Source organism: Mesorhizobium sp. WSM3626 (assembly GCF_000513935.1).
GTDB classification, from domain to species: domain Bacteria; phylum Pseudomonadota; class Alphaproteobacteria; order Rhizobiales; family Rhizobiaceae; genus Mesorhizobium; species Mesorhizobium salmacidum.
In genome coordinates, this window is the sequence record NZ_AZUY01000031.1 from 30625 (window position 1) to 50619 (window position 19995).

Below are 19995 nucleotides of genomic sequence, written 5' to 3' on the forward strand. Positions count from 1 at the left end.
ACTCTGGAGACGACATGACGGGCGACGATAGACACCTTCCCCTCGAAGATATCCATGCAGCCGCCGGTGCGCGCTTCGGCGCCTTTGCCGGCTGGTCGATGCCGCTGACCTATCCGGCCGGCGTCATGAAGGAACATCTTCACACCCGCGAACATGCCGGCCTGTTCGACATCTCGCACATGAAGCTGTTCGAGGTCAGCGGGCCGCAAGCGGTTGCGCTGCTCGACCGTGCCTGCCCGCTAGACGCCGGCGCGCTCGAAATCTCGCAATCCAAGCTGACCTTCTTCCTCAATGAGGCGGGCGGCATTCTGGATGATCTGATCGTCACCCGGCTCGGCGATACGAGGTTCATGGTGGTCGCCAATGCCGGTAACGCCGTCGCCGACGAAAAGCATTTGCGCGCGCTGGCAGCCGATTTCGATGTAAAGGTCGAGCCTCTCGACCGCGTCTTCCTGGCGATTCAGGGTCCGGAAGCCTGGGCGGCACTTTCCCGCGCCGGCCTCGAAACCGGCTCGCTGCTGTTCATGCACGGCATCGAGCCGCGAAAGAACTGGTTCATGAGCCGGTCCGGTTATACCGGCGAGGACGGTTTCGAGATCGGCCTGCCGCAGGCCGATGCAAGAGAACTCCTCGCCAAGCTGCTCGAGGACGAGCGTGTGCTCTGGATCGGGCTTGCCGCGCGCGACAGCCTGCGGCTGGAGGCAGGCCTCTGCCTGCACGGTCAGGACATCACGCCGGAAACCGACCCGGCCGCGGCGGCGCTTATGTGGGCAATCCCGAAAGAGATCCGTGCCTCAGGCACCTTCATCGGCGCCGACGCCCTGCGCGCCGTCGTGGAACGAGGCCCGGCACAAAAGCGCGTCGGGCTGAAACCGCAGGGTCGCCAGCCGGTGCGTGCCGGTGCTTCTCTGTTTGACACCGACGGCAACCCCGTCGGCCATGTCACATCGGGCGGCTTCGGCCCCTCGGCCGGCCATCCGGTCGCCATGGGCTATGTCGCCACCCCGCTGGCCAAGCCCGGAACGCGGGTCTTCGCCGACGTGCGCGGCACGAAGATCCCGATCGATGTCAGTTCCCTGCCCTTCACTCCTCATCGCTACCGCAAAGGATAAACCCATGGCAAAGATCTATTTCACCGCCGATCACGAATGGCTCAGCGTCGAGGGCGGCATCGCCACGGTCGGCATCACCGACTACGCGCAGGAGCAGCTCGGCGATCTTGTCTTCGTGGAACTGCCGGAAACGGGAAAGAAGCTCGCCAAGGGCGATACCGCCGTCGTGGTCGAATCCGTCAAGGCGGCCTCCGACGTCTACGCGCCGGTCGATGGCGAGATCACCGAGGCCAACGGCACGCTGTCGTCCGACCCATCGCTGGTCAACTCGGCGGCAACCGGCGCCGGTTGGCTGTGGAAGATGAAGCTCGCCGACGAAAGCCAGCTCGCCAGCCTCATGGATGAGACCGCCTACAAAGCCCATATCGCCTGACATCAGGAATTTATTGACATGACCGCAGCACCCTACCCCTTCTCGGCCCGCCATATCGGCCCCGGCCTTGCCGACGTCAGAGCCATGCTTGCCGTCCTCGGTGTTCCCTCGGTCGAGACGCTGATCAGCCAGGCCGTGCCGAGATCGATCCGCCTCGACCAGCCGCTGGCCCTGCCGGCGCCGGCCAGCGAAGCCGAAGCGCTCGCCGAATTGTCGACGATCATGGCAAGGAATACCGTGCTGAAGAGTTTTATCGGCGCCGGTTACCACGGCGTCCACGTGCCGCCGGTCATCCAGCGCAATCTGTTCGAGAATCCGGCCTGGTACACCGCCTACACGCCCTACCAGGCCGAGATCAGCCAGGGCCGGCTCGAAATGCTGTTCAATTTCCAGACGCTGGTCACGGAACTGACCGGCCTGCCGGTGGCATCGGCTTCATTGCTCGACGAGGCGACGGCGGTCGCCGAAGCGGTCGGCATCGCGCTGCGCCACCACCGCGACAAGCGCACCAAGGTGGCGCTCGCCGGCACGCCGCACCCGCAGACGCTGGACGTGGTGCGCACCCGCGCCGAGCCGCTCGGCATCGAGATCGACGGCGAGGCGATCGACGACAACACCGCCGCCCTGCTCGTCTCCTGGCCGGACACTTTTGGCGTCTATGGCGACCACAAGGCGGCGATCGAAAAAGCGCGCGCTACCGGCGCCATTATCGTCTTCATCGCCGACCCGCTTGGCCTGACGCTGGCCGACGCGCCGGCGAAACTCGGCGCCGACATTGCCGTCGGCCCGATGCAGCGCTTCGGCGTGCCGATGGGCTTTGGCGGCCCACACGCCGCCTATTGCGCCGTCTCCGACAAGCTGACACGGCTGATGCCCGGCCGCCTGGTCGGTCAGTCGACCGACAGCAAGGGCCGTCCCGGCTACCGCCTCGCCTTGCAGACGCGCGAACAGCACATCCGCCGCGACAAGGCGACCTCCAACATCTGCACCGCGCAGGCGCTGCTTGCCAATATGGCGACCGCATACGCCATCTGGCATGGCCCGGCGGGCCTGCAGGCGATCGCCGGGCGCATCCATGCGCTGGCCAACCGCCTGGCGAGCGGCCTCAAGGCCGCGGGTGTATCGGTGCTCGGCTCCAGCCGTTTCGATACGGTGACGGTGGAGGTCAAAGGCAAGGCCGCCCGGATCGCCGCCGCCGCCGAAAAGACCGGCCGGCTGCTGCGTGTGCTCGACGCCGACCATGTCGGCATCAGTTTCGACGAGACTTCGACCGATGCCGACCTCGATGCGATCGCGGCTCTGTTCGACGCCAAAGCTGCTTCGTCCGCCGACAGCACGGTGCCTGGCGAGCCGCGCGGCAAGGAGTTTTTGACCCAGCCGGTCTTCCATGAGAACAAGTCGGAAACCGAGATGATGCGTTTCCTGCGCCGGCTGGCCGACAAGGACCTGGCGCTCGACCGCGCCATGATCCCGCTGGGCTCCTGCACCATGAAGCTCAACGCCGCGGCGGAAATGATGCCGGTGAGCTGGCCGGAAATCGCCAATTTGCATCCCTTCGCGCCATCAGCGCATTCGGCCGGCTACCGCGCCATGATCGGCGAACTGGAGGGCTGGCTGTCGGAGATCACCGGCTTCGACGCCGTGACCTTGCAGCCCAATGCCGGCAGCCAGGGCGAATATGCCGGGCTGCTGGCCATCCGCGCCTATCACCGCTCGCGTGGTGAGGGTCATCGCACCGTCTGCCTGATCCCCTCCTCCGCGCATGGCACCAATCCGGCGAGTGCCGCGATGGCCGGCATGAGCGTCGTCGTCGTCCGCTGCCTGGAAGACGGCAACATCGACATGGACGATATGCGCGCCAAGGCCAACGAGCATTCCAGGAATCTCGCGGCGCTGATGTTCACCTATCCATCCACGCATGGCGTCTACGAGGAAGGCGCGCGCCACCTCTGCGCGCTCATCCATGAGCATGGCGGCCAGGTCTATTTCGACGGCGCCAACCTCAATGCCCTGGTCGGACTTGCCCGTCCGGGCGACATCGGCGCCGACGTTTGCCACATGAACCTGCACAAGACCTTCTGCATCCCGCATGGCGGCGGCGGACCGGGCGTCGGTCCGATCGGCGTCAAGGCGCATCTGAAACCCTATCTGCCCGGCCATGTCACCGAAGGCTCGGCGCATGCCGTGGCAGCCGCTCCCTTCGGCAGCGCTTCCATCCTGCCGATCACCTGGATGTACATCCGCATGATGGGCGCTTCCGGCCTGAAGCAGGCGACCGAGACGGCGATCGTGTCCGCCAACTACGTGGCGACGCGGCTCGCGCCGCACTTCCCGCTGCTTTACAAGGGCAGGAGCGATCGTGTCGCCCATGAATGCATTCTCGATACCCGCGTGCTCAAGGAGAGCGCCGGCATCAGTGTCGAGGACATCGCCAAGCGCCTGATCGACTATGGTTTCCACGCGCCGACCATGTCGTTTCCGGTCGCCGGCACGCTTATGGTCGAACCGACCGAGTCCGAGCCCAAGCGCGAGTTGGACCGCTTCTGCGAGGCCATGATCGCCATTGCCGGCGAGGCGGCGAAAGTGGCCAAAGGCGAATGGCCTTTGGCCGACAATCCGCTGGTCAACGCCCCGCATACATCGGCTGAGGCGCTGGCCGGTCAATGGAACCACCCTTACTCGCGCCTCGAGGCGGCCTATCCCGCCGGGGACGCCGACACAGCGGCAAAGTACTGGCCGCCGGTATCGCGCATCGACAATGTCGCGGGAGACCGCAACCTGGTCTGCTCCTGCCCGCCGCTGTCGGACTATCTGGGTGCGGCCGAATAGCTACGCGGAGCGCAAGGCCGGTTTGACCGGGTCGGCCTTGTCCATCCCTTTGCAGCTGATGACGCAATTTCGCCCCGCACGCTTGGCGGCATAGAGCATGGAGTCGGCCCTGGCCAGCACCTCGTCGAGGGTGCTGCCGTCGGCTTCGCCGAATCCAATCCCGCCGCTGACCGTGCTGCGCAAGGGACCGAGCGGGGTGGGCACGATTTCCGTGCCGAAAGCGACGCCGATCTTGCTGGCAAGATCATAGGCGCGCTCTTCCGTCATCCTCGACATGACGATCGCGAACTCCTCGCCGCCCAGGCGAAAGGCGTCAACCCCGGTCCTGGCATATTTCCTGATGACGGCGGCGAAGCGGCGCAGGACCTGATCCCCGACCGGGTGTCCATAGATGTCGTTCGTCCGCTTGAAGTGATCTAGGTCAAACATGACGATCGCCATGAACGGGCCGAAGGTGCGCTCGCCATAAAGCGACGTCAGACCGCGACGGTTCATCAGTCCGGTCAACGGGTCGGTCATGGTCTCGGCCTTGAGCTCGATCTGCGCCTGCAAATGATGGAGCGAAAGCGTCAATGCGCCGAGGCCGGTCATACAGGCCACCGCCACGACCGAGTTGAGGCGTTCGGCCCAATTGTCGGGCGCGACGCCGAGCGTCCACTGCCCTTTGGTCATCAGAACCACGCCGCAAAGGGCAAACGACAGCGCACAGGTGCCGCTCAGGAACGACACCACCAGCAGGATGCGGCGATCATGACTGCCGTTGATCCAGAACATGGCTCCGATCGTCGAGAGAAGCGCGGCAACCGTCGCGTAGGTGATCACGAAACCGATACCGTCAAGGCCCATGAAGGTCACGGCCGCACAGATGGCCATGGCGGCAAATGTCGGAGCAATCGCACGCCCGTGGTCCGGCACACCGAGATACTGCATGGCCGAAATGCAGATGATCAGAAAACCCAGGCTGAGCAGCGCCAGCGCGACCTGGCAAAGCAGCGGATCGGGCTCCCTGGTATAATGCCAGAACAGGATCACATGCGCGACGAGCACGAGAATGCCGCATGCCACCGTCAGCACGAATCTGGCCCGCGGCGCGGTGGCCCAGATCGCGAACATGGTGACACTGAGACAGACGCCCGACAGCGCGGCTGCGAGCAGGAGCGAACTGAAATCCAGCATATCGGGCGGGGGCCTCTCGAGCATCGGCGGTTGCGCCGCATTCTAGGTCAGCGGCAGCCCTCGGACATGGTTTTCAGGCGATCTCTCGACCCAACCTGCGGATACGGTTTACAAAGCGTCGATGCCACCTGTCCCGAAACCGCACCCCTGGCCGGCGCGAGGATCAAACGGCATCAGCCCTTGTTGAGCAAGGCGAGATTGGCGTCGACGACGGCGGGGTCGGCCATGCCGGCCTTCGCCTCCAGCAGCAGCGCCCTGGCCTTCTTCTTGTTGCCGCGCAAAAGTTGCGAATAGCCCATGTTGTTGACGATCTGCGGTTTGCGGCCGGCGACCTTCACAAGCTGGCCATAGGCACGGTCGGCGAAGTCGAAGCGGCCGAGTTCGTCATAGGAAGCGGCAAGCCCCATCCAGGCCTCGGCATTGTCGGCCTTCAGTTCGACGGCCTTGCGGAAATGCGCTTCGGCAAGACCATAGTTGGCATCGCGAAACTGTGCCTTGCCTTGCGCCAGGTCGGATGTGTCGACATCCTTCGCTGCCGGCCGGATCGCGGTGGTCTTGGTCGTGTCGACATTATTGTTCGTCGTGCACCCGGTGATCATCAGGACGGCCGCCATCGTGACCACCGCCGCAAAGTTTATCTGACGCATACCCTGCCCCGTCGCCCGATTTGCCGGGTCGTTCTTCAGGGAAAGACACTACAGCACAGCGATTAAGCTTCGGTGCCGAAATGCGCCTAAGTTTTGGTTTCCGGCACACCAGCCATTAACCATCGCCAGCGGCGTTCTCACGGCTCCAGGGCCTTGAGCGTCGCCGGAAGCTGATAGCGGTTGCCGTCATAGCGCAGCCGGTAAGTCCGCTTCACGGACTTGCCGGGGTGGGATTGGCACTCGCCATCCTTGTCGGGAGCGGGTTCGTCGGTATCCATTCGCTCGGTCACGGTGATATCGTGATAGCCCTGATGGCTCGCCCGGCTCATCGCCAGGCTGACCTGGCTAGAATGAAAGGATCCGGCGCAATTGGTATCGCCTTCGCCGCCAGAGCCGGCCACGTCGAGGCCATCGAGCACCATCCGTAGCGTATCGCCGTCAAGGGCATAGAGTCGCAGGTCGGTTTCCCTGAAGGGATTGGCCTGCGAATGAGTTGCCATGTCGATGCGCAGGCCGAAGGCGGTGATTTTGGGCGCCAATTGATAGCGGCCTGTATCGAATCCGATGCCGCGGATGGCGATGGCATCATCGTTCATCAGCCCGGGCTGCAGCAGGCGCTGGCGCACCTGCTGGTTCTTCCTGTCGACGACCAGAAGCTCGATATCGCCGATATGCATGCCGTCGACGGATTGGGCGCTGTCGATCAGCGGTACCGCGACCAACAGCAGTTGGTCATGGGCGGGCCAGATCTTGCAGACCAGCCTTGGCGTGTCGTAGTCCGGAGGCGTCAGGGCGATGCTGGTGTGAGGTTCAAGTGTGAACGAGGCGCCATCGGCGCTCTTGCGGGCCTTGGGATAGGCCTGCTGCACCAAGCCGGCAGCATCACCGCAATCGCCGGCCGCGGCCTGGGCGGGCGGCAAGCTGGCCGCGGCGAGGCCCAGCAAGAGAGCGGGCAACAGTATTCGCATCGACTTCTCGCTTATTACGGGCTTTGCGGGTCCCGATGTATCACTTCAACGGATGTTTGCATGCCTGATTCCGTCGACGTGGCGCCCTTTAGTGACCCGTCATTTTGACGATGATGGGAATGACCGCGATCATCAGCACCACCGGCAGGATGCAGACCACGACCGGCACGGACATCTTTGCTGGCAAGGCATGCGCCTTCTCCTCGGCCAGCGACATGCGCTTGTGGCGCATTTCATCGGAAAACACCCTGAGCGCGCCCGACAGGCTGGTGCCTAGTTCCTTCGACTGCTGCAGGAGCGTGGCGAAGGAGCGTACCTCGTCGAGGCTGAGGCGATCTGCGAGCGCCTTCAGCGCGTCGTCGAGGCTGCGCCCCGCCCGAAGCTCGAGCGATACGAGCTGCAGGTTCTGGCTGAGCGAAGGATAGGTCCTGGCGAGTTCTTTGGAAACGCGCTCGACGCCCGCTTCCATGCTCATGCCGGCATCGGAGCAGACGATCATCAGATCCATGAAATCGGGGAAGCCGTTGCGGTATTCGCGCATCTTTTCCCGCACCTTCTGGGTCAGCACCAGGCCCGGCAGGAAATAGCCGGCAGCGCCCGACAGGATGATGAAGGTCCACCGGCTCGTCATGGTCGCGTCCGGGCTGGCCATCCACCGGTTGAGCACGAAGACGGCGAACGTCGTGCCGATCATTGCCGTGAACCGGATGAGGAAGAACATGCCGACGGCGCGCGGCTCCATGTAGCCGGCCTGGATGAGCTTCAAACGCAGGCGGGCGACATTTTCCGGGTCGCTCTTGGCGTAGAATTCCTGCGCCCTCTTCACCGCTTTCTCGCGCACGACGCCGCTGTTCTTCTTCTGCGCCGGTTCGGGCTTGGCCGCCACCAGACCGTGGTCGACCTTGAGCCGGCGCTTGACCTCGTTGCGGTCGCCCCTCGCCGCCACCATCGGCCAGGCGACCGCCGCGGCCCCCACGGCCAGCAACAGCATGGCGACCGGCATCAGCGAGGTCGGCGCCAAGGAGGCGAGGAGTTCGATGACGCCTCGCATGTCAGAACCTGAAGTTCGACATCTTGAACATGATCAGATTGCCCAGCATCAGCCAGCTAACCGATCCGCCGATCATGTACCATGTCTTCGGAACGCCCCAGACGTCGCTGTAATATCCCGGCATCATGGCCATGATCGCGGTGAACAGCAGCGCCGGCACGGCCGTCAAAATGTAGGCCGACAGGCGGCCTTCGCTCGAAATGGCCCGCACCTTGCGGCGCAGCTTGCCGCGTTCGCGGATCGTCGTCGACAACCCATCGAGGATTTCGCGCAGATTGCCGCCCGAGCTGGTCTGGATCGAGACGGCGGTGACGAACAGCGGCAAATCCTCGTGGCCGACCCGGTCGAAAAGCGAGTTCAGCGCCGAGACAAGGTCGGAACCATAGGTGACTTCGTCGGCAATGACGCCGAATTCCGTGCCGATCGGATCGGGCATCTCGCGCGACACCATGGCAATGGCCACCGGCACCGGGTGACCGGCCTTGAGGCCGCGCGTGATCAGCTCCAGTGCCTCGGGCAGTTGGATGCCGAAACGCTTGAGCCGGCGCTTGCGCATGGAGCGCATCGCCATGACCGGCAGCAGCGGCATCAGCACGACAACCAGGATGAGCCCCATCAACAGCGGCAAGCCGCGCGAGATGGCGAACAGGGCCACGGCCATCGCCACGCCGCAGGTGATCATCAGGAATTTCGAGAGCGGCATGACCATGCCCGACTGCGTGCGCAGGGCACGGAACCGGTCGGGCGAGAACAGCGACGTTCCCGCGTCGAGACCGCGCTCCTTGCGCAGCTGGATCAGCACCTGCTCCTGGCTGATCTTGTTTTCCTGAAGTTTCATGCGCCGGTTGATGGCGGTTCGCTTGTCGCTACGACCGGCATAGAGCAGGTAGACCGCTTCGGCGACCATGATGCCGGTCAATGCGGCCCCGGCATAGACGACATAGATCGCGCTGAACCCATCGAACACCCCGGCTACTCCTGCGGCCGGCCGGGTTCGAAATAACGTCCGGGAAACTCGATGCCCATCGCGCGCAGATCTTCCAGAAAACGCGGTCGTATGCCGGTCGCCTCGTAGTAGCCGAGGATCTTGCCATCAGCCTCCATGCCGGTGCGCACGAAGCGGAAGATCTCCTGCATCTGGATGACATCGCCTTCCATGCCGGTCACCTCGGCGACGCTCGTCACCTTGCGCTTGCCGTCGGAAAGCCGGGTCAGTTGGACGATGATGTCGATGGCGCTTGCGATCTGGCTGCGGATCGACTGCACCGTCATTGGCATGCCGGTCATGCCAAGCATCTGCTCCAGGCGCGAAATACAATCGCGTGGCGTGTTGGCGTGAATGGTCGCCATCGAGCCTTCGTGGCCGGTGTTCATCGCCTGCAGCATGTCGAAGGCTTCCTCGCCGCGGCACTCGCCGAGAATGACCCGGTCGGGACGCATGCGCAGCGCGTTCTTGACCAGGTCGCGCTGTTTGAGCTCGCCATGGCCTTCGATATTGGCGGGGCGCGTTTCCATGCGCGCGACGTGCGGCTGCTGCAATTGAAGCTCCGCCGCGTCCTCGATGGTGATCAGCCGCTCGTCTTCCGGAATGAAGGCCGACAGCGCATTGAGCATCGTCGTCTTGCCGGTGCCGGTGCCGCCCGAAATGATTGTCGTCTTGCGGGCATGCACGGCCGCTGCCAGCACTTCGGCCATGTTCTGTGTGATGGCGCCGAATTCGACCAGCCTGTGCAGGCCAAGTTTGTTCTTGGAGAACTTGCGGATCGACACCAGCGGACCGTCGACGGCCACCGGGCGGATGGCTGCGTTGAAGCGCGAGCCGTCCAGCATGCGAGCGTCGACCATCGGCTGCGATTCGTCGACCCGGCGGCCGACGGCGGCCACGATCTTGTTGACGATTCTGAGCAGATGCGCCTCGTCCTTGAACGGGATATGGACCTGCTGCAGCTTGCCTTTCTTTTCGACGAAACAGTTCTGATGACCGTTGATCAGGATATCGTTGATGTCGGGATCCTTGAGCAGCGGCTCGAGCGGCCCGAGGCCGACCATCTCGTCGACGATATCGTCGACCAGCGCGTCGAGTTCGGCGGTGTTGATCGCCATCCGCTCCTGGCGGGTCTTTTCCGACACGAAATCATGCACTTGCCGGCGCATTTCATCCTTGGGCAAGCGCTCCAGCGCGACCAGATTGATCTCCTCGAGCAGCATCCGGTGGATGCGCACGCGGGCGTCGAGCACCTTGTTGGCATTCTTTGCCGGTGCTGCTTCCGGCTTCGCCGGCAAAGCCTTTCGGCTGGTCGGGATGACAACGGCATGATGGGCGACCGGTGTTGATTCCGGCGGACGCTGCGGGCGCGCGTCGCGGTTCTGCAGGGTTGAGAAACGGCTGGTCATCCAGCTTTCCTTTTCAAGAGGCCCCTGCCAAAACCGAACAGCGACTTCGACTTGCTCGCCGTCGCCACTGCCTCTTCCGGGAGGATGATCTTCTTCAGGTCGTTGACGACGTTGGCATTGGGATCGATCTCGTGCAGCGGCACGCCGCGATCGACCGCCTCGCGCACCAGCCGGTAGTTGTTGGCGATGCCGCCGACAAAATGCTCGCCAAGGATTTCCTGGACATCCGCCTGCTTGATGCCGTTGTCGAACATCTTCTGCTCGAAACGGTTGACGATCACGTTCGGCTTCACTTCCTTGCCGGCGGTCTCGTAGACGGCCTGGATCAGCCGCTGCGTATGGCGCAGGCACGGCACCGTCATTTCGGCGACGATGTAGAGTTTGTTGGAACCGAGCAGCACCGTTTCCGTCCAGGGAAACCAGGTGCGCGGCATGTCGATGACGACATTGTCGAAATAGGCCGAAACGAGGTCCAGCATGCGCACCACGACATCGGTCTTGAACGAGCGCATTTCGGCTGGATGCGTCGGCGCCGCCAGCACGCAAAGTCCGCTGGCGTGCTTGGACAGCATCACATCGAGCAATTGCCGGTCGAGGCGCTCGGGCTGGTTCTCGATCTCGGTGATGTCGAAACGCGGCTCCAGATCGAGATATTCGGCGCAGGCACCTTGCTGGAAATTGAGGTCGACCACGCAGGTCGAGGCGCCGCGCGTCACCGAATGATGCAGCTGGAACGCGGTCTGCAGCGCCAGCGTCGTGGTGCCGACGCCGCCGGCGGCGGGCATGAAGGTATAGATCTGCGATTCGGTGTTTTCCTCGCGCCCCGGCCCCTGCAACGCTCGCACGACCGAACGCACGAGGTCGGCCGTGGTGATCGGCTTGACCAGGAAGTCCGCGACCTTGAGCTGCACCAGGATGCGCACGGCGGCGGCGTTGAACTCCTGGGTGACCACGACCACCGGTGCCTTGCCCTCGAGCCGGCGCATGACGCGCTGCAGGGACTCGATTTCTTCCAGTTTCGCCGCATCCATGTCGACGATAACGACGCCGAACTCGGCCTCCTGGACCTCGCCGCGCAGCTCGGTGACGTTCTTCTCAACCGTCATGAGCTGGATAATCTCGGAGGCGGCAAAGGCCGTCTTCGTGTCCTGCGCGAAGGTCCGGTCTGTCGATACGAGCAGGATCTTCTTGGTGCTGTTTGCCATTCTCGCCGCCTGTGAGCTCGATCGCCGTCTGGATCAGTTGCCGGTGGTGGTTTGCGCTGCCTTGGCGCCGGCCGCCTGATCGGGTGTGACCGGTTCGGCGGTTCCGCGCTTGGCGGGCACGAGAAGCCTCGTGTTCTGGACGCCATACTTCCACGGGTCGACCATCTGCATGACGGTGTTGGCGGCCTGCGCCTCACCGGCGACTGACGTCACGCCTTCGCTGCGCAGATAGTCGTCGCTGGTGCAGCCGCTTGCCAAACCGGCAAGAAGCAGGGCGATGCTCGATCTCAGGACCAGACGCATGATTTCAGTCCTTCGGCAGGTCGAGGAAATGACCGACTTTGGTCGCGGAAGCGCCCCGCACGGCGCTGCCGTCAGCCAGCGCCAGCGCACGGTTGGTGTCCGACGCCTTCACCTCCTCGGTGTTGTTGAGGAAATAGTCGACGTTGCTGGCGGGCTGCGTGCCATCGGTCGGCACAGCCATTTTCTTCGACGGGTCGACCGGCTTGACCAGATAGGGTGTGACGATGATGACCAGGTCGGTCTCGCGCCGCTGATAGGATTTCGACGAGAACAGCGACCCCAGCACCGGCATCTTGCCGAGACCGGGAATGCGCGACGTGGTGATGTCGTTCTGGGATTGCAGCAGCCCGGCGATCATGAAGCTTTGGCCGTTCTTCAGGTCGACCGAGGTCTTGGCGCGGCGCACGATGAACCCCGGCACCGAAATGTTGCCGATATTGTAGGACGCCGAAGCGTCGATCGAGGAGACCTCCGGCGCGATGTCGAGGCTGACCAGCCCGTCCTTCAGCACGGTCGGCGTAAAGTCCAGGCTGACGCCGTATTTCTTGTAGCTGACGGAGATCTTGCCATTGTCCTCGGAAACCGGGATCGGGAATTCGCCGCCGGCAAGAAAGCTCGCCGTTTCGCCGGATCGGGCAATCAGGTTCGGTTCGGCCAGCCTTCGGGCAAGGCCGCGCTCCTCCAACGCCTTGATGGCGATGTCGATCGAGACGCCATTGGACAGCAGCCGGCCAATGATCTCGCCAGTCCCCGCCGCCGGCACCGAGCCCGGATCGAGAGAGACATCGCGACCGCCGAAGCCGTAGGCGAAATTGGCGCTGTATTTCGCGCCCAGGTCCTGCCCGGCCTGGCGGTTGATCTCGACGAAGCGGACATTGAGCTGAACCTGCTGCGACGAGGAGATATTGACCGAATTGATCACCTCCTCATTGCCGGAGAAGCGGGTGGCGATCTTGTTGGCCTTTTCGGCGGCGACCGCGTCATCCGCCTCGCCCGACAGCACCACGCGGCCATTGGCCGAGCCGACCTTGATCTTGGCGTCCGGCACGCTGGCACGGATGGTGCTCGCCAATTGGTCGGTGTCGAGCGTCACTTCGATGTCTACGGTGCCGACGAGCTGCTTCTTCTCGTCGAACAGCGCAATGCCGGTGGTGCCGAGATTGTTGCCCAGCACATAGAAGGATTTGTCGGTCAGCGGGTTGACGTTGGCGATCTCCGGATCGCCGATGACGATCTGATAGAAGGCCGCGCTCGTCATGATCGTCTTGGGCTTGCCCTTCGCGACCTTGATCGAGGCATTCCTGGTCGACGAGACATAGACGATGTCATTGTCCGCCCTGGCCGCGCCAACGAAGGCGAGCATGCCGCTCGCGGCCAGTGAAGCCGCCATGGCCAAGGCGCGCACGAAACGCAACAGATTCGTCATTCGATATAGGGTGTGCATCACCATGATCCCGTCCCGCCCGGTCCCCACCGGTCTTTACTTCTGGTCCCGCGAAGGGACTTGGTATTCCTCGGCCTGCGTGCCGCGCGTCACGATGACCGTCTTGAATTTCGGCTTCTCCGGCTCCTTGGCGATGGCATCGAACAAGGAGCCGGCGGCGGCCTGGGCATTGGAAGCCACGGATCCGCCGAAGGACGAGATGGTGGTGACGCCGTTCTTGCCGTCGCCGCCTTCGCTGGCGGAGCGCAGCGACAGCGACAGCGTGCCTACCGTGCGGGCAAGCGCCACTTTCTGCGCGCCTTCGGTCGTCACCTCGAGGGTCACGGAATTGGCCACCTGCGGCGTCGTCTGGCGCTCGTCGGCGCCCTGCCCGACGCTCAGCACCTTGGCGTCGGCAACGACGATCTCCGAGGTGATGGTCGAGCCGGCCGCGCCTTGCGCGTTCTTGGCGACTTCCTGGATTTCGCCGGCATCGCGGGTGAGCACGACATCGACCCGGTCGCCCGGCGTGACGAAGCCACCGACGCCGGCGATCTCGTCGGTGCGGATGGTGACCGCCCGCATTCCGGGCGTCAGCATATTGGACAGCGTCGCGCGGCCGTTCGGTCCCGACAGCTTGGTGAGCAGCACCGGCTCGTTGATCTCGATCGGCGACAGCACGACCCGGCCGCCTTCGCCAAGCAATCCATCGATGGTGGCAAAGGCGCCCTGCGGCAGGGACTCCTGCGGCCACGGGATTTCGCTGAGCTTGGCGCGGTCGAGCTCCATGCCATAGCGCAACGGCGCATTGGCCACCACGATCGTCTTGAACTCTATTTTGGGTGCTGGAGCGGAGATCGACGCCGTTTTCTCCTGCGCATCGGCCTTGGCCTGGCTCTTGACCCAGAAATCCGCGGCAAAGATCGAGATCGCGCCGAAAACGGCGGCGATGCCGATCATCGTTATGGCCTTGCCCCTCACGCCGAAACCCCTGATGCCCGTCGTTTCTTGTTATGTTGGGCTCACGCTAGTCCGCATTGGTAAAGAATCGGGAATCTTGTGCGGTGGCATTCGACCGATTTCCGCCTGCTTGGTTATCGAATGGTTTTAGGGTAAGAGGGGTTAAATCCCCGAACGTAACAGGAACCTCCGTCGCCTGGCGCCAAAAAGCGTGGCAGTATCGACGTGTGATTCGCAGCACCGGACCCTATGGTTGGCATGGACGACAACAACGATCTCTTCGGCAATCTGGGCAAGCAGCAGCAACCGGTTCGCACGCCGGCGCGCCCGGCCGACCCGCTGGTGCAAGCGGCCGCCAGGCGCCCGGCCGCTGCCAAGGATGGCAGCGAGGGTTACAGCGCCGCCGACATCGAGGTGCTCGAAGGCTTGGAGCCGGTGCGCCGGCGGCCGGGCATGTACATTGGCGGCACAGACGACAAGGCGATGCACCATCTGTTCGCCGAGGTCATCGACAATTCGATGGACGAAGCGGTTGCCGGCCACGCCACCTTCATCGATGTCGAGCTTTCAGCCGATGGTTATCTCACTGTCACCGACAATGGCCGCGGCATCCCGGTTGATCCACATCCGAAATTCAAGAAGCCCGCGCTCGAAGTGATCATGACGACGCTGCATTCGGGCGGCAAGTTCGATTCCAAGGTCTATGAGACATCAGGTGGCCTGCACGGCGTCGGCGTTTCTGTCGTCAACGCCCTGTCGGATCATCTCGAAGTCGAAGTCGCGCGCGGCCGCCAGCTTTATCGCCAACGCTTTTCACGTGGCATTCCGATAAGCGGTCTGGAGCACCTGGGCGAGGTGCACAACCGCCGCGGCACCAGGACGCGTTTCCACCCCGACGAGCAGATTTTCGGCAAGGGCGCGGCATTCGAGCCGGCGCGGCTCTACCGCATGACGCGTTCGAAGGCCTATCTGTTCGGCGGCGTCGAAATCCGCTGGACCTGCGATCCCTCCCTGATCAAGGAAAAGGATCAGACACCGGCCAAGGCGGAATTCCATTTCCCCGGCGGCCTCAAGGATTATCTGAAAGCGTCGCTCGGCGACGAATTCCAGGTGACGCGCGAAATCTTCGCCGGCAAGAGCGACAAGCAAGGCGGCCATGGCTCGCTCGAATGGGCGGTGACCTGGTTTGGCGGCGACGGCTTCATCAATTCCTACTGCAACACCATCCCGACCGGTGAAGGCGGCACCCACGAGGCCGGCTTCCGCAACGTGCTGACGCGCGGCCTGCGCGCCTATGCCGACCTCGTCGGCAACAAACGCGCGTCGATCGTCACCTCGGAAGACGTCATGATCTCGGCCGCCGGCATGCTGTCGGTGTTCATCCGCGAGCCGGAATTCGTCGGCCAGACCAAGGACAGGCTGGCGACGATCGAAGCGATACGCATCGTCGAGACCGCGATCCGTGACCCGTTCGACCATTGGCTGGCCGACAATCCGCAGGAAGCCTCGAAGCTGCTCGACTGGGTGATCGCGCGCGCCGATGAGCGGGTGCGCCGCCGCCAGGAAAAAGAGGTGTCGCGCAAGAGCGCTGTGCGCAAGCTGCGCTTGCCGGGGAAGCTCGCCGATTGCACGCAGAACGCGGCGGCAGGTGCCGAACTCTTCATCGTCGAAGGCGATTCCGCGGGCGGCTCTGCAAAGCAGGCGCGCGATCGCGCCAGCCAGGCCGTCTTGCCGCTGCGTGGAAAAATCCTCAACGTCGCCAGCGCCGGCAATGACAAGCTGGCCGCCAACCAGCAGATATCGGACCTGATCCAGGCGCTCGGCTGCGGCACGCGGTCAAAGTACCGTGACGAGGATTTGCGCTACGACCGCGTGATCATCATGACCGACGCCGACGTCGACGGCGCCCACATCGCTTCGCTGCTGATCACCTTTTTCTACCAGGAGATGCCGGCGCTGGTACGCGGCGGCCATCTCTACCTGGCGGTGCCGCCGCTTTACTCGATCAGGCAAGGCGGCAAGGTCGCCTACGCCCGCGACGACGCGCACAAGGACGAGCTTCTGCGCACCGAATTCACCGGGCGCGGCAAGGTCGAGCTCGGCCGCTTCAAGGGCCTGGGCGAGATGATGGCTGCGCAGCTCAAGGAAACCACCATGGACCCGAGAAAGCGCACGTTGCTCAGGGTCGATGTGAACGAGATCGATTCTGCCACCAAGGACAGGGTCGATGAGCTGATGGGCACCAAGCCCGAAGCTCGCTTCCGCTTCATCCAGGAACGCGCCGAATTCGCCGAGACGGAAGTGCTGGATATCTAGCCGCTGGCGAATTTAGCTTGCGTTCCTGACATGGAGACCAGCATGTGACCTGGGCGCCGCTGAAAACCTATTTCGAGACGAGCCTGGCCGGGCTGACGCAACCGACGCGCTCCGACTGGATTTTCGCCCTGCGCACCGTTTCAGCCGGCATGATCGCGCTTCTCGTCGCCTATGCGCTGAAGCTCGACCATCCGCAATGGGCGATGATGACGGTGTTCATCGTCGCCCAGCCGGTTGCCGGCATGGTGCTGGCGAAAGGCTTTTACCGGCTGCTCGGCACGCTTGCCGGGGGTATCGCGGCAGTCGGCATCACCACGGCGTTCGGCACCGGTCCCTGGATTCTGGTGACGGTGCTTGCCGTCTGGATTGGCATTTGCACCTTCGTCTCGTCCCTGCTGCGCAATCCCGAGGCCTATGGCGCCGCCCTTGCCGGCTACACCGCCATGATCATCGGCCTGCCCGCTTTCGGACAACCGCATCTGGTCGTTGACCTCGCGGTCGCGCGTTGTGCCGAGATCGTGCTCGGCATCGTTTGCGCCGGCCTCACCAGCCGGCTGATCCTGCCAAAACTGGCCAGCGACGCCATTATCTCGCGGCTGAAACGCTGCATTCTCGACCTCGCCACTTACGCTGGCGGTGCGTTCTCCGGCGGAGACCGGGCAAGCCTCATCGGCCTGCACCGGAAGCTTGTCGCCGACACCCAGACGCTTGGCGAAATGCGCGCCTATGCCAGGCTCGAAGCGGTGAGCTTCGCGCCGCGCGCGCATCCGGTGCGACGCACCATCGGACAGCTGCTCTCGGCCCTTTCGGCGGCGCGCGCGCTCTATTCGCATGCCGCTCCGAAAAACGCAGCCCTCATCCCGGTGCGCTCGGAGTTGCAAGCCCTTGTCAGCGAACTGGCAGCCAAGCCGGGAGCGCTGGACGACACCTCGCCCTGGTTGGCACGACTCGACGCGATCTCGATCAGAGCACGGCAAATGCCCGATGCTTCGACCGAACAGGGTGAGGACAGGGTCGGCACCATCACCCGCCTCACCATAGCGGCCGATTTTGCCGAGGCGCTGAAACAGGTGCTTCGTGGCCTCGACGCTTTGCGCGCGCCCGTCAGCCGCCGACGAGGTCCCGGCAGCCGGCAGCCGGCCTTGGTGGTGCATCGCGACTATCCCGGTGCCGCGCGCAACGCCATCCGCGCGGCCCTTGCCACGTTGCTGGTCGCGGCTTTCTGGCTGACGACGAAGTGGTCGGAAGCGGCCGGCACCGTCATCCTCGTTGCCGTCGTGTCGAGCCTGTTTGCCGCTCGCCCCGACCCCGTGCAGGTATCCTGGGGTTTCTTCAAGGGAACGCTGCTCGCTTTGCCATTCGCCTTTCTCGTCGGTCAGATCGCACTTCCCGCTCTGCCCGGCTTCGGCTGGTTCATGCTGTTCGTCGTGCCCATCATGGTGCCGGCGGCACTCGCCATGGCCAATCCGCGCTATGTCGGGGTGGCGACGGCCTTCGCCATCAACTTCCTGGCCTTCCTCAGCCCGCACCAGGCAATGACCTATGATCCCGGCCCCTTCTTCGCCGGCTCGGCATCGATCCTGGTCGGCATCCTGCTGGCAATCGGCGTCTTCATCGTCGTGTTGCCGGCGGACCCATGGCTGGCCGCCGACCGCATCGTGCGAGCCATGCGCGAGGATCTGGCGCGGCTTTGCCTGCATGAGCGCCTGCCGAGGCGTTCGGCCTTCGAGAGCCTCGCTTATGACCGGGTCAATCAGTTGATGCCGCTGGTGCAGAATTCCGGCAGGAAGGGTGAGGCGGTGCTGGGCGGCGGCGTCGCCTCCGTCACGGTCGGCCTGGAAATCCTGCGGCTGCGCACTGCGAGCCAAAACCATGTCATCCCATCGGAAACGACGCTTTCAATCGCTAACTTCCTGAGGGGATTGGCGCGCGAGCTGCTTTTCCGTGCCTCCGGCGATCCGCAAACAGCGACCATTGCCGTCGCCCGGCAGTACGCGGCAGGCATCGCCCAGCGAGACGCCACCGGCGACACGCTGCAAATCGCGGCGTCCCTGCGCATTATCGCCGCGGCAATGGAGGATTTCCCGGATTTCTTCGCGAGGGATAAAACCTAGGCTGCGGCGATCGCCAGCGCATGGCCGCGTGCGTTCTCGCGCAGAGCATCAAGGTGGATCGACTTGACCAGGGCGGCGAGATCGCCTTCGGCGGATTGCCCGCCCAATTCCTTGAGCATCAGCCAGCTGACTTCCTGAACACCGGCGACGCGCTTGCCGTTGGCAACCTCGCGCCAGATCTTCAGCGCACGCAGGATGACCGCATGCGTGGCGGCAGCCAGACCTGCGCTGCGAAACAGCGCCTGCAGGGCCACATCGTGCCCGCCGGCCAGCAGCGCCCTCACCCGTGCTTCGGACTGCTGGCTGAGCGCGACCAGCGCTGAGCCGAAGAAATCGACCTTGCCGTGCGCGATGGTGCGGATCAGGAAGCTCGCGGTGAGATCGCCGCGCAGCCTGAGATGCTCGATCAGCGCCGCGTGCTCTTCCTGGCGCGTGCCTTCGATCAGCGTCACCGAGGCCTTGACGCAGGCGTCCCGCATGACGCGGTCGGCTCGCGCGGCCCCCATCAATGCCATGACCAGCGGCGATGTCTTCAATGTCTCGCCGAGCTTGACGAGCAGCATATGCCGGCAGTCGGCAGGCAGGCGCGCGTCGGATATCAGCGCCTCGCGCACCAGAGGCAGGTGGCCATGGCGTTCAGCCATGCGGCGGAAGCTGAGGGAGGCAATGTCGGCGCCGGTGTTGGCCAAAAGCACGGCGCAGGCTTCCGCCTCGCCAATCTCGGCGATGGCCGCCGACAGCGCCATCGAGACTACAGGTCGGTCGGCGATCAGTTTCTGCGTTGCCCTCTGGCTCCCCGCCACACGGTTGATCAGATCGGCGTCGGTGAGCAGCGGCGAGCGCGCCAGCACGACCCCGGCGACTTCCGGCTGGTCGGAGGCTAGCACGCTGATGATCTGCAGCGGCGCGTGGTGACTCATCGAGAGCGCCTCGGCCATCGCCAGCCGCACCTTTGACGAGGCGTCGTCGAGTAGCAGCGTCAGCGCCGCCTCGGCGGCGCAGCGGTCCTCGAACGGCAATTCGGAATTGACATAGGCCCGGGCCAGCGCACTGGCGGCGGCGGCGCGCTCCGACACCCTGGCCGTGCAAATCCATCTCAAAAAATGCGAAACAACCATGCCGCC

Annotated in this window: 16 protein-coding genes; 5 read left to right on the plus strand and 11 right to left on the minus strand. The window is 64.0% G+C overall.

Annotation, left to right across the window (positions count from 1 at the left end; all coding sequences use genetic code 11):
* Positions 1-14: 14 nt before the first annotated feature.
* The 3 genes from gcvT to gcvP are packed head-to-tail and all read left to right on the plus strand — an operon-like array spanning position 15 to position 4314.
* Positions 15-1112 carry a glycine cleavage system aminomethyltransferase GcvT gene (gene gcvT / locus M653_RS0120415; protein WP_027145001.1) on the plus strand — a complete coding sequence of 366 codons (1098 nt, stop codon included), beginning with the start codon at positions 15-17 and terminating at the stop codon, positions 1110-1112.
* 4 nt (positions 1113-1116) lie between these two features.
* Positions 1117-1485, plus strand: a complete 369-nt coding sequence (gcvH, locus tag M653_RS0120420; RefSeq protein ID WP_027145002.1) for a glycine cleavage system protein GcvH — start codon at positions 1117-1119, stop codon at positions 1483-1485.
* A gap of 18 nt (positions 1486-1503) precedes the next feature.
* The gene (gene gcvP, locus M653_RS0120425; protein WP_027145003.1) at positions 1504-4314 is read left to right on the plus strand and encodes an aminomethyl-transferring glycine dehydrogenase; all 2811 of its coding nucleotides are present in this window, start codon (positions 1504-1506) and stop codon (positions 4312-4314) included.
* Here the strand turns inward: gcvP and M653_RS0120430 are convergent, their stop codons facing one another.
* The 10 genes from M653_RS0120430 to cpaB form a co-directional block, all read right to left on the minus strand.
* A complete protein-coding gene (locus M653_RS0120430) occupies positions 4315-5514 on the minus strand; it encodes a diguanylate cyclase (RefSeq protein WP_245262241.1) in 1200 nt (399 codons plus the stop codon).
* Positions 5515-5663: 149 nt separating this feature from the next.
* Positions 5664-6137, minus strand: coding sequence for a tetratricopeptide repeat protein (locus M653_RS0120435; protein ID WP_032935695.1), 474 nt, complete (start codon positions 6135-6137; stop codon positions 5664-5666).
* A 137-nt stretch (positions 6138-6274) separates the two neighbouring features.
* A complete protein-coding gene (locus M653_RS0120440) occupies positions 6275-7105 on the minus strand; it encodes a hypothetical protein (RefSeq protein WP_027145006.1) in 831 nt (276 codons plus the stop codon).
* Positions 7106-7193: 88 nt separating this feature from the next.
* Complete coding sequence (locus tag M653_RS0120445) at positions 7194-8156, minus strand: type II secretion system F family protein (protein WP_027145007.1); 963 nt, start codon at positions 8154-8156, stop codon at positions 7194-7196.
* A 1-nt stretch (position 8157) separates the two neighbouring features.
* A complete protein-coding gene (locus tag M653_RS0120450; RefSeq protein ID WP_027145008.1) occupies positions 8158-9123 on the minus strand; it encodes a type II secretion system F family protein in 966 nt (321 codons plus the stop codon).
* Between the two features lie 5 nt (positions 9124-9128).
* The gene (locus M653_RS0120455) at positions 9129-10550 is read right to left on the minus strand and encodes a CpaF family protein (RefSeq protein ID WP_027145009.1); all 1422 of its coding nucleotides are present in this window, start codon (positions 10548-10550) and stop codon (positions 9129-9131) included.
* Positions 10547-11755: a response regulator gene (locus tag M653_RS0120460; protein WP_027145010.1), complete on the minus strand. Its 1209-nt coding sequence runs from the start codon at positions 11753-11755 to the stop codon at positions 10547-10549. The genes M653_RS0120455 and M653_RS0120460 overlap by 4 nt, the downstream gene beginning before the upstream one ends.
* Before the next feature lie 33 nt (positions 11756-11788).
* Positions 11789-12058: a hypothetical protein gene (locus M653_RS0120465; protein WP_027145011.1), complete on the minus strand. Its 270-nt coding sequence runs from the start codon at positions 12056-12058 to the stop codon at positions 11789-11791.
* 4 nt (positions 12059-12062) lie between these two features.
* Entirely contained in the window at positions 12063-13448 is a 1386-nt protein-coding gene (locus tag M653_RS0120470) for a type II and III secretion system protein family protein (protein ID WP_245262244.1), read from the minus strand.
* A 90-nt stretch (positions 13449-13538) separates the two neighbouring features.
* Positions 13539-14462 (minus strand): Flp pilus assembly protein CpaB, encoded by a 924-nt coding sequence (gene cpaB, locus M653_RS0120475; RefSeq protein ID WP_245262242.1) that lies wholly within the window; start codon positions 14460-14462, stop codon positions 13539-13541.
* 237 nt (positions 14463-14699) lie between these two features.
* On the opposite strand from cpaB, the gene parE reads away from it, so the two are divergent.
* A complete protein-coding gene (gene parE, locus M653_RS0120480; RefSeq protein WP_027145014.1) occupies positions 14700-16757 on the plus strand; it encodes a DNA topoisomerase IV subunit B in 2058 nt (685 codons plus the stop codon).
* A gap of 44 nt (positions 16758-16801) precedes the next feature.
* Positions 16802-18871, plus strand: a complete 2070-nt coding sequence (locus tag M653_RS0120485) for an FUSC family protein (RefSeq protein WP_027145015.1) — start codon at positions 16802-16804, stop codon at positions 18869-18871.
* Here M653_RS0120485 and M653_RS0120490 read toward each other — a convergent pair.
* Positions 18868-19989, minus strand: coding sequence for a DUF2336 domain-containing protein (locus tag M653_RS0120490; protein WP_027145016.1), 1122 nt, complete (start codon positions 19987-19989; stop codon positions 18868-18870). The two genes, M653_RS0120485 and M653_RS0120490, sit on opposite strands and share 4 nt — an antisense overlap.
* Positions 19990-19995 lie beyond the last annotated feature (6 nt).

Bases quoted from the DNA above. Each gene is read 5' to 3' on its own strand.
- M653_RS0120470 (WP_245262244.1), bottom strand. From the start codon at position 13,448: ATGGCGGCTTCACTGGCCGCGAGCGGCATGCTCGCCTTCGTTGGCGCG.
- M653_RS0120455 (WP_027145009.1), bottom strand. From the start codon at position 10,550: ATGACCAGCCGTTTCTCAACCCTGCAGAACCGCGACGCGCGCCCGCAG.
- M653_RS0120440 (WP_027145006.1), bottom strand. From the start codon at position 7,105: ATGCGAATACTGTTGCCCGCTCTCTTGCTGGGCCTCGCCGCGGCCAGC.
- gcvT (WP_027145001.1), top strand. From the start codon at position 15: ATGACGGGCGACGATAGACACCTTCCCCTCGAAGATATCCATGCAGCC.
- gcvH (WP_027145002.1), top strand. From the start codon at position 1,117: ATGGCAAAGATCTATTTCACCGCCGATCACGAATGGCTCAGCGTCGAG.
- M653_RS0120460 (WP_027145010.1), bottom strand. From the start codon at position 11,755: ATGGCAAACAGCACCAAGAAGATCCTGCTCGTATCGACAGACCGGACC.
- M653_RS0120490 (WP_027145016.1), bottom strand. From the start codon at position 19,989: ATGGTTGTTTCGCATTTTTTGAGATGGATTTGCACGGCCAGGGTGTCG.
- M653_RS0120430 (WP_245262241.1), bottom strand. From the start codon at position 5,514: ATGCTCGAGAGGCCCCCGCCCGATATGCTGGATTTCAGTTCGCTCCTG.
- gcvP (WP_027145003.1), top strand. From the start codon at position 1,504: ATGACCGCAGCACCCTACCCCTTCTCGGCCCGCCATATCGGCCCCGGC.
- M653_RS0120445 (WP_027145007.1), bottom strand. From the start codon at position 8,156: ATGCGAGGCGTCATCGAACTCCTCGCCTCCTTGGCGCCGACCTCGCTG.
- M653_RS0120465 (WP_027145011.1), bottom strand. From the start codon at position 12,058: ATGCGTCTGGTCCTGAGATCGAGCATCGCCCTGCTTCTTGCCGGTTTG.
- parE (WP_027145014.1), top strand. From the start codon at position 14,700: ATGGACGACAACAACGATCTCTTCGGCAATCTGGGCAAGCAGCAGCAA.
- M653_RS0120435 (WP_032935695.1), bottom strand. From the start codon at position 6,137: ATGCGTCAGATAAACTTTGCGGCGGTGGTCACGATGGCGGCCGTCCTG.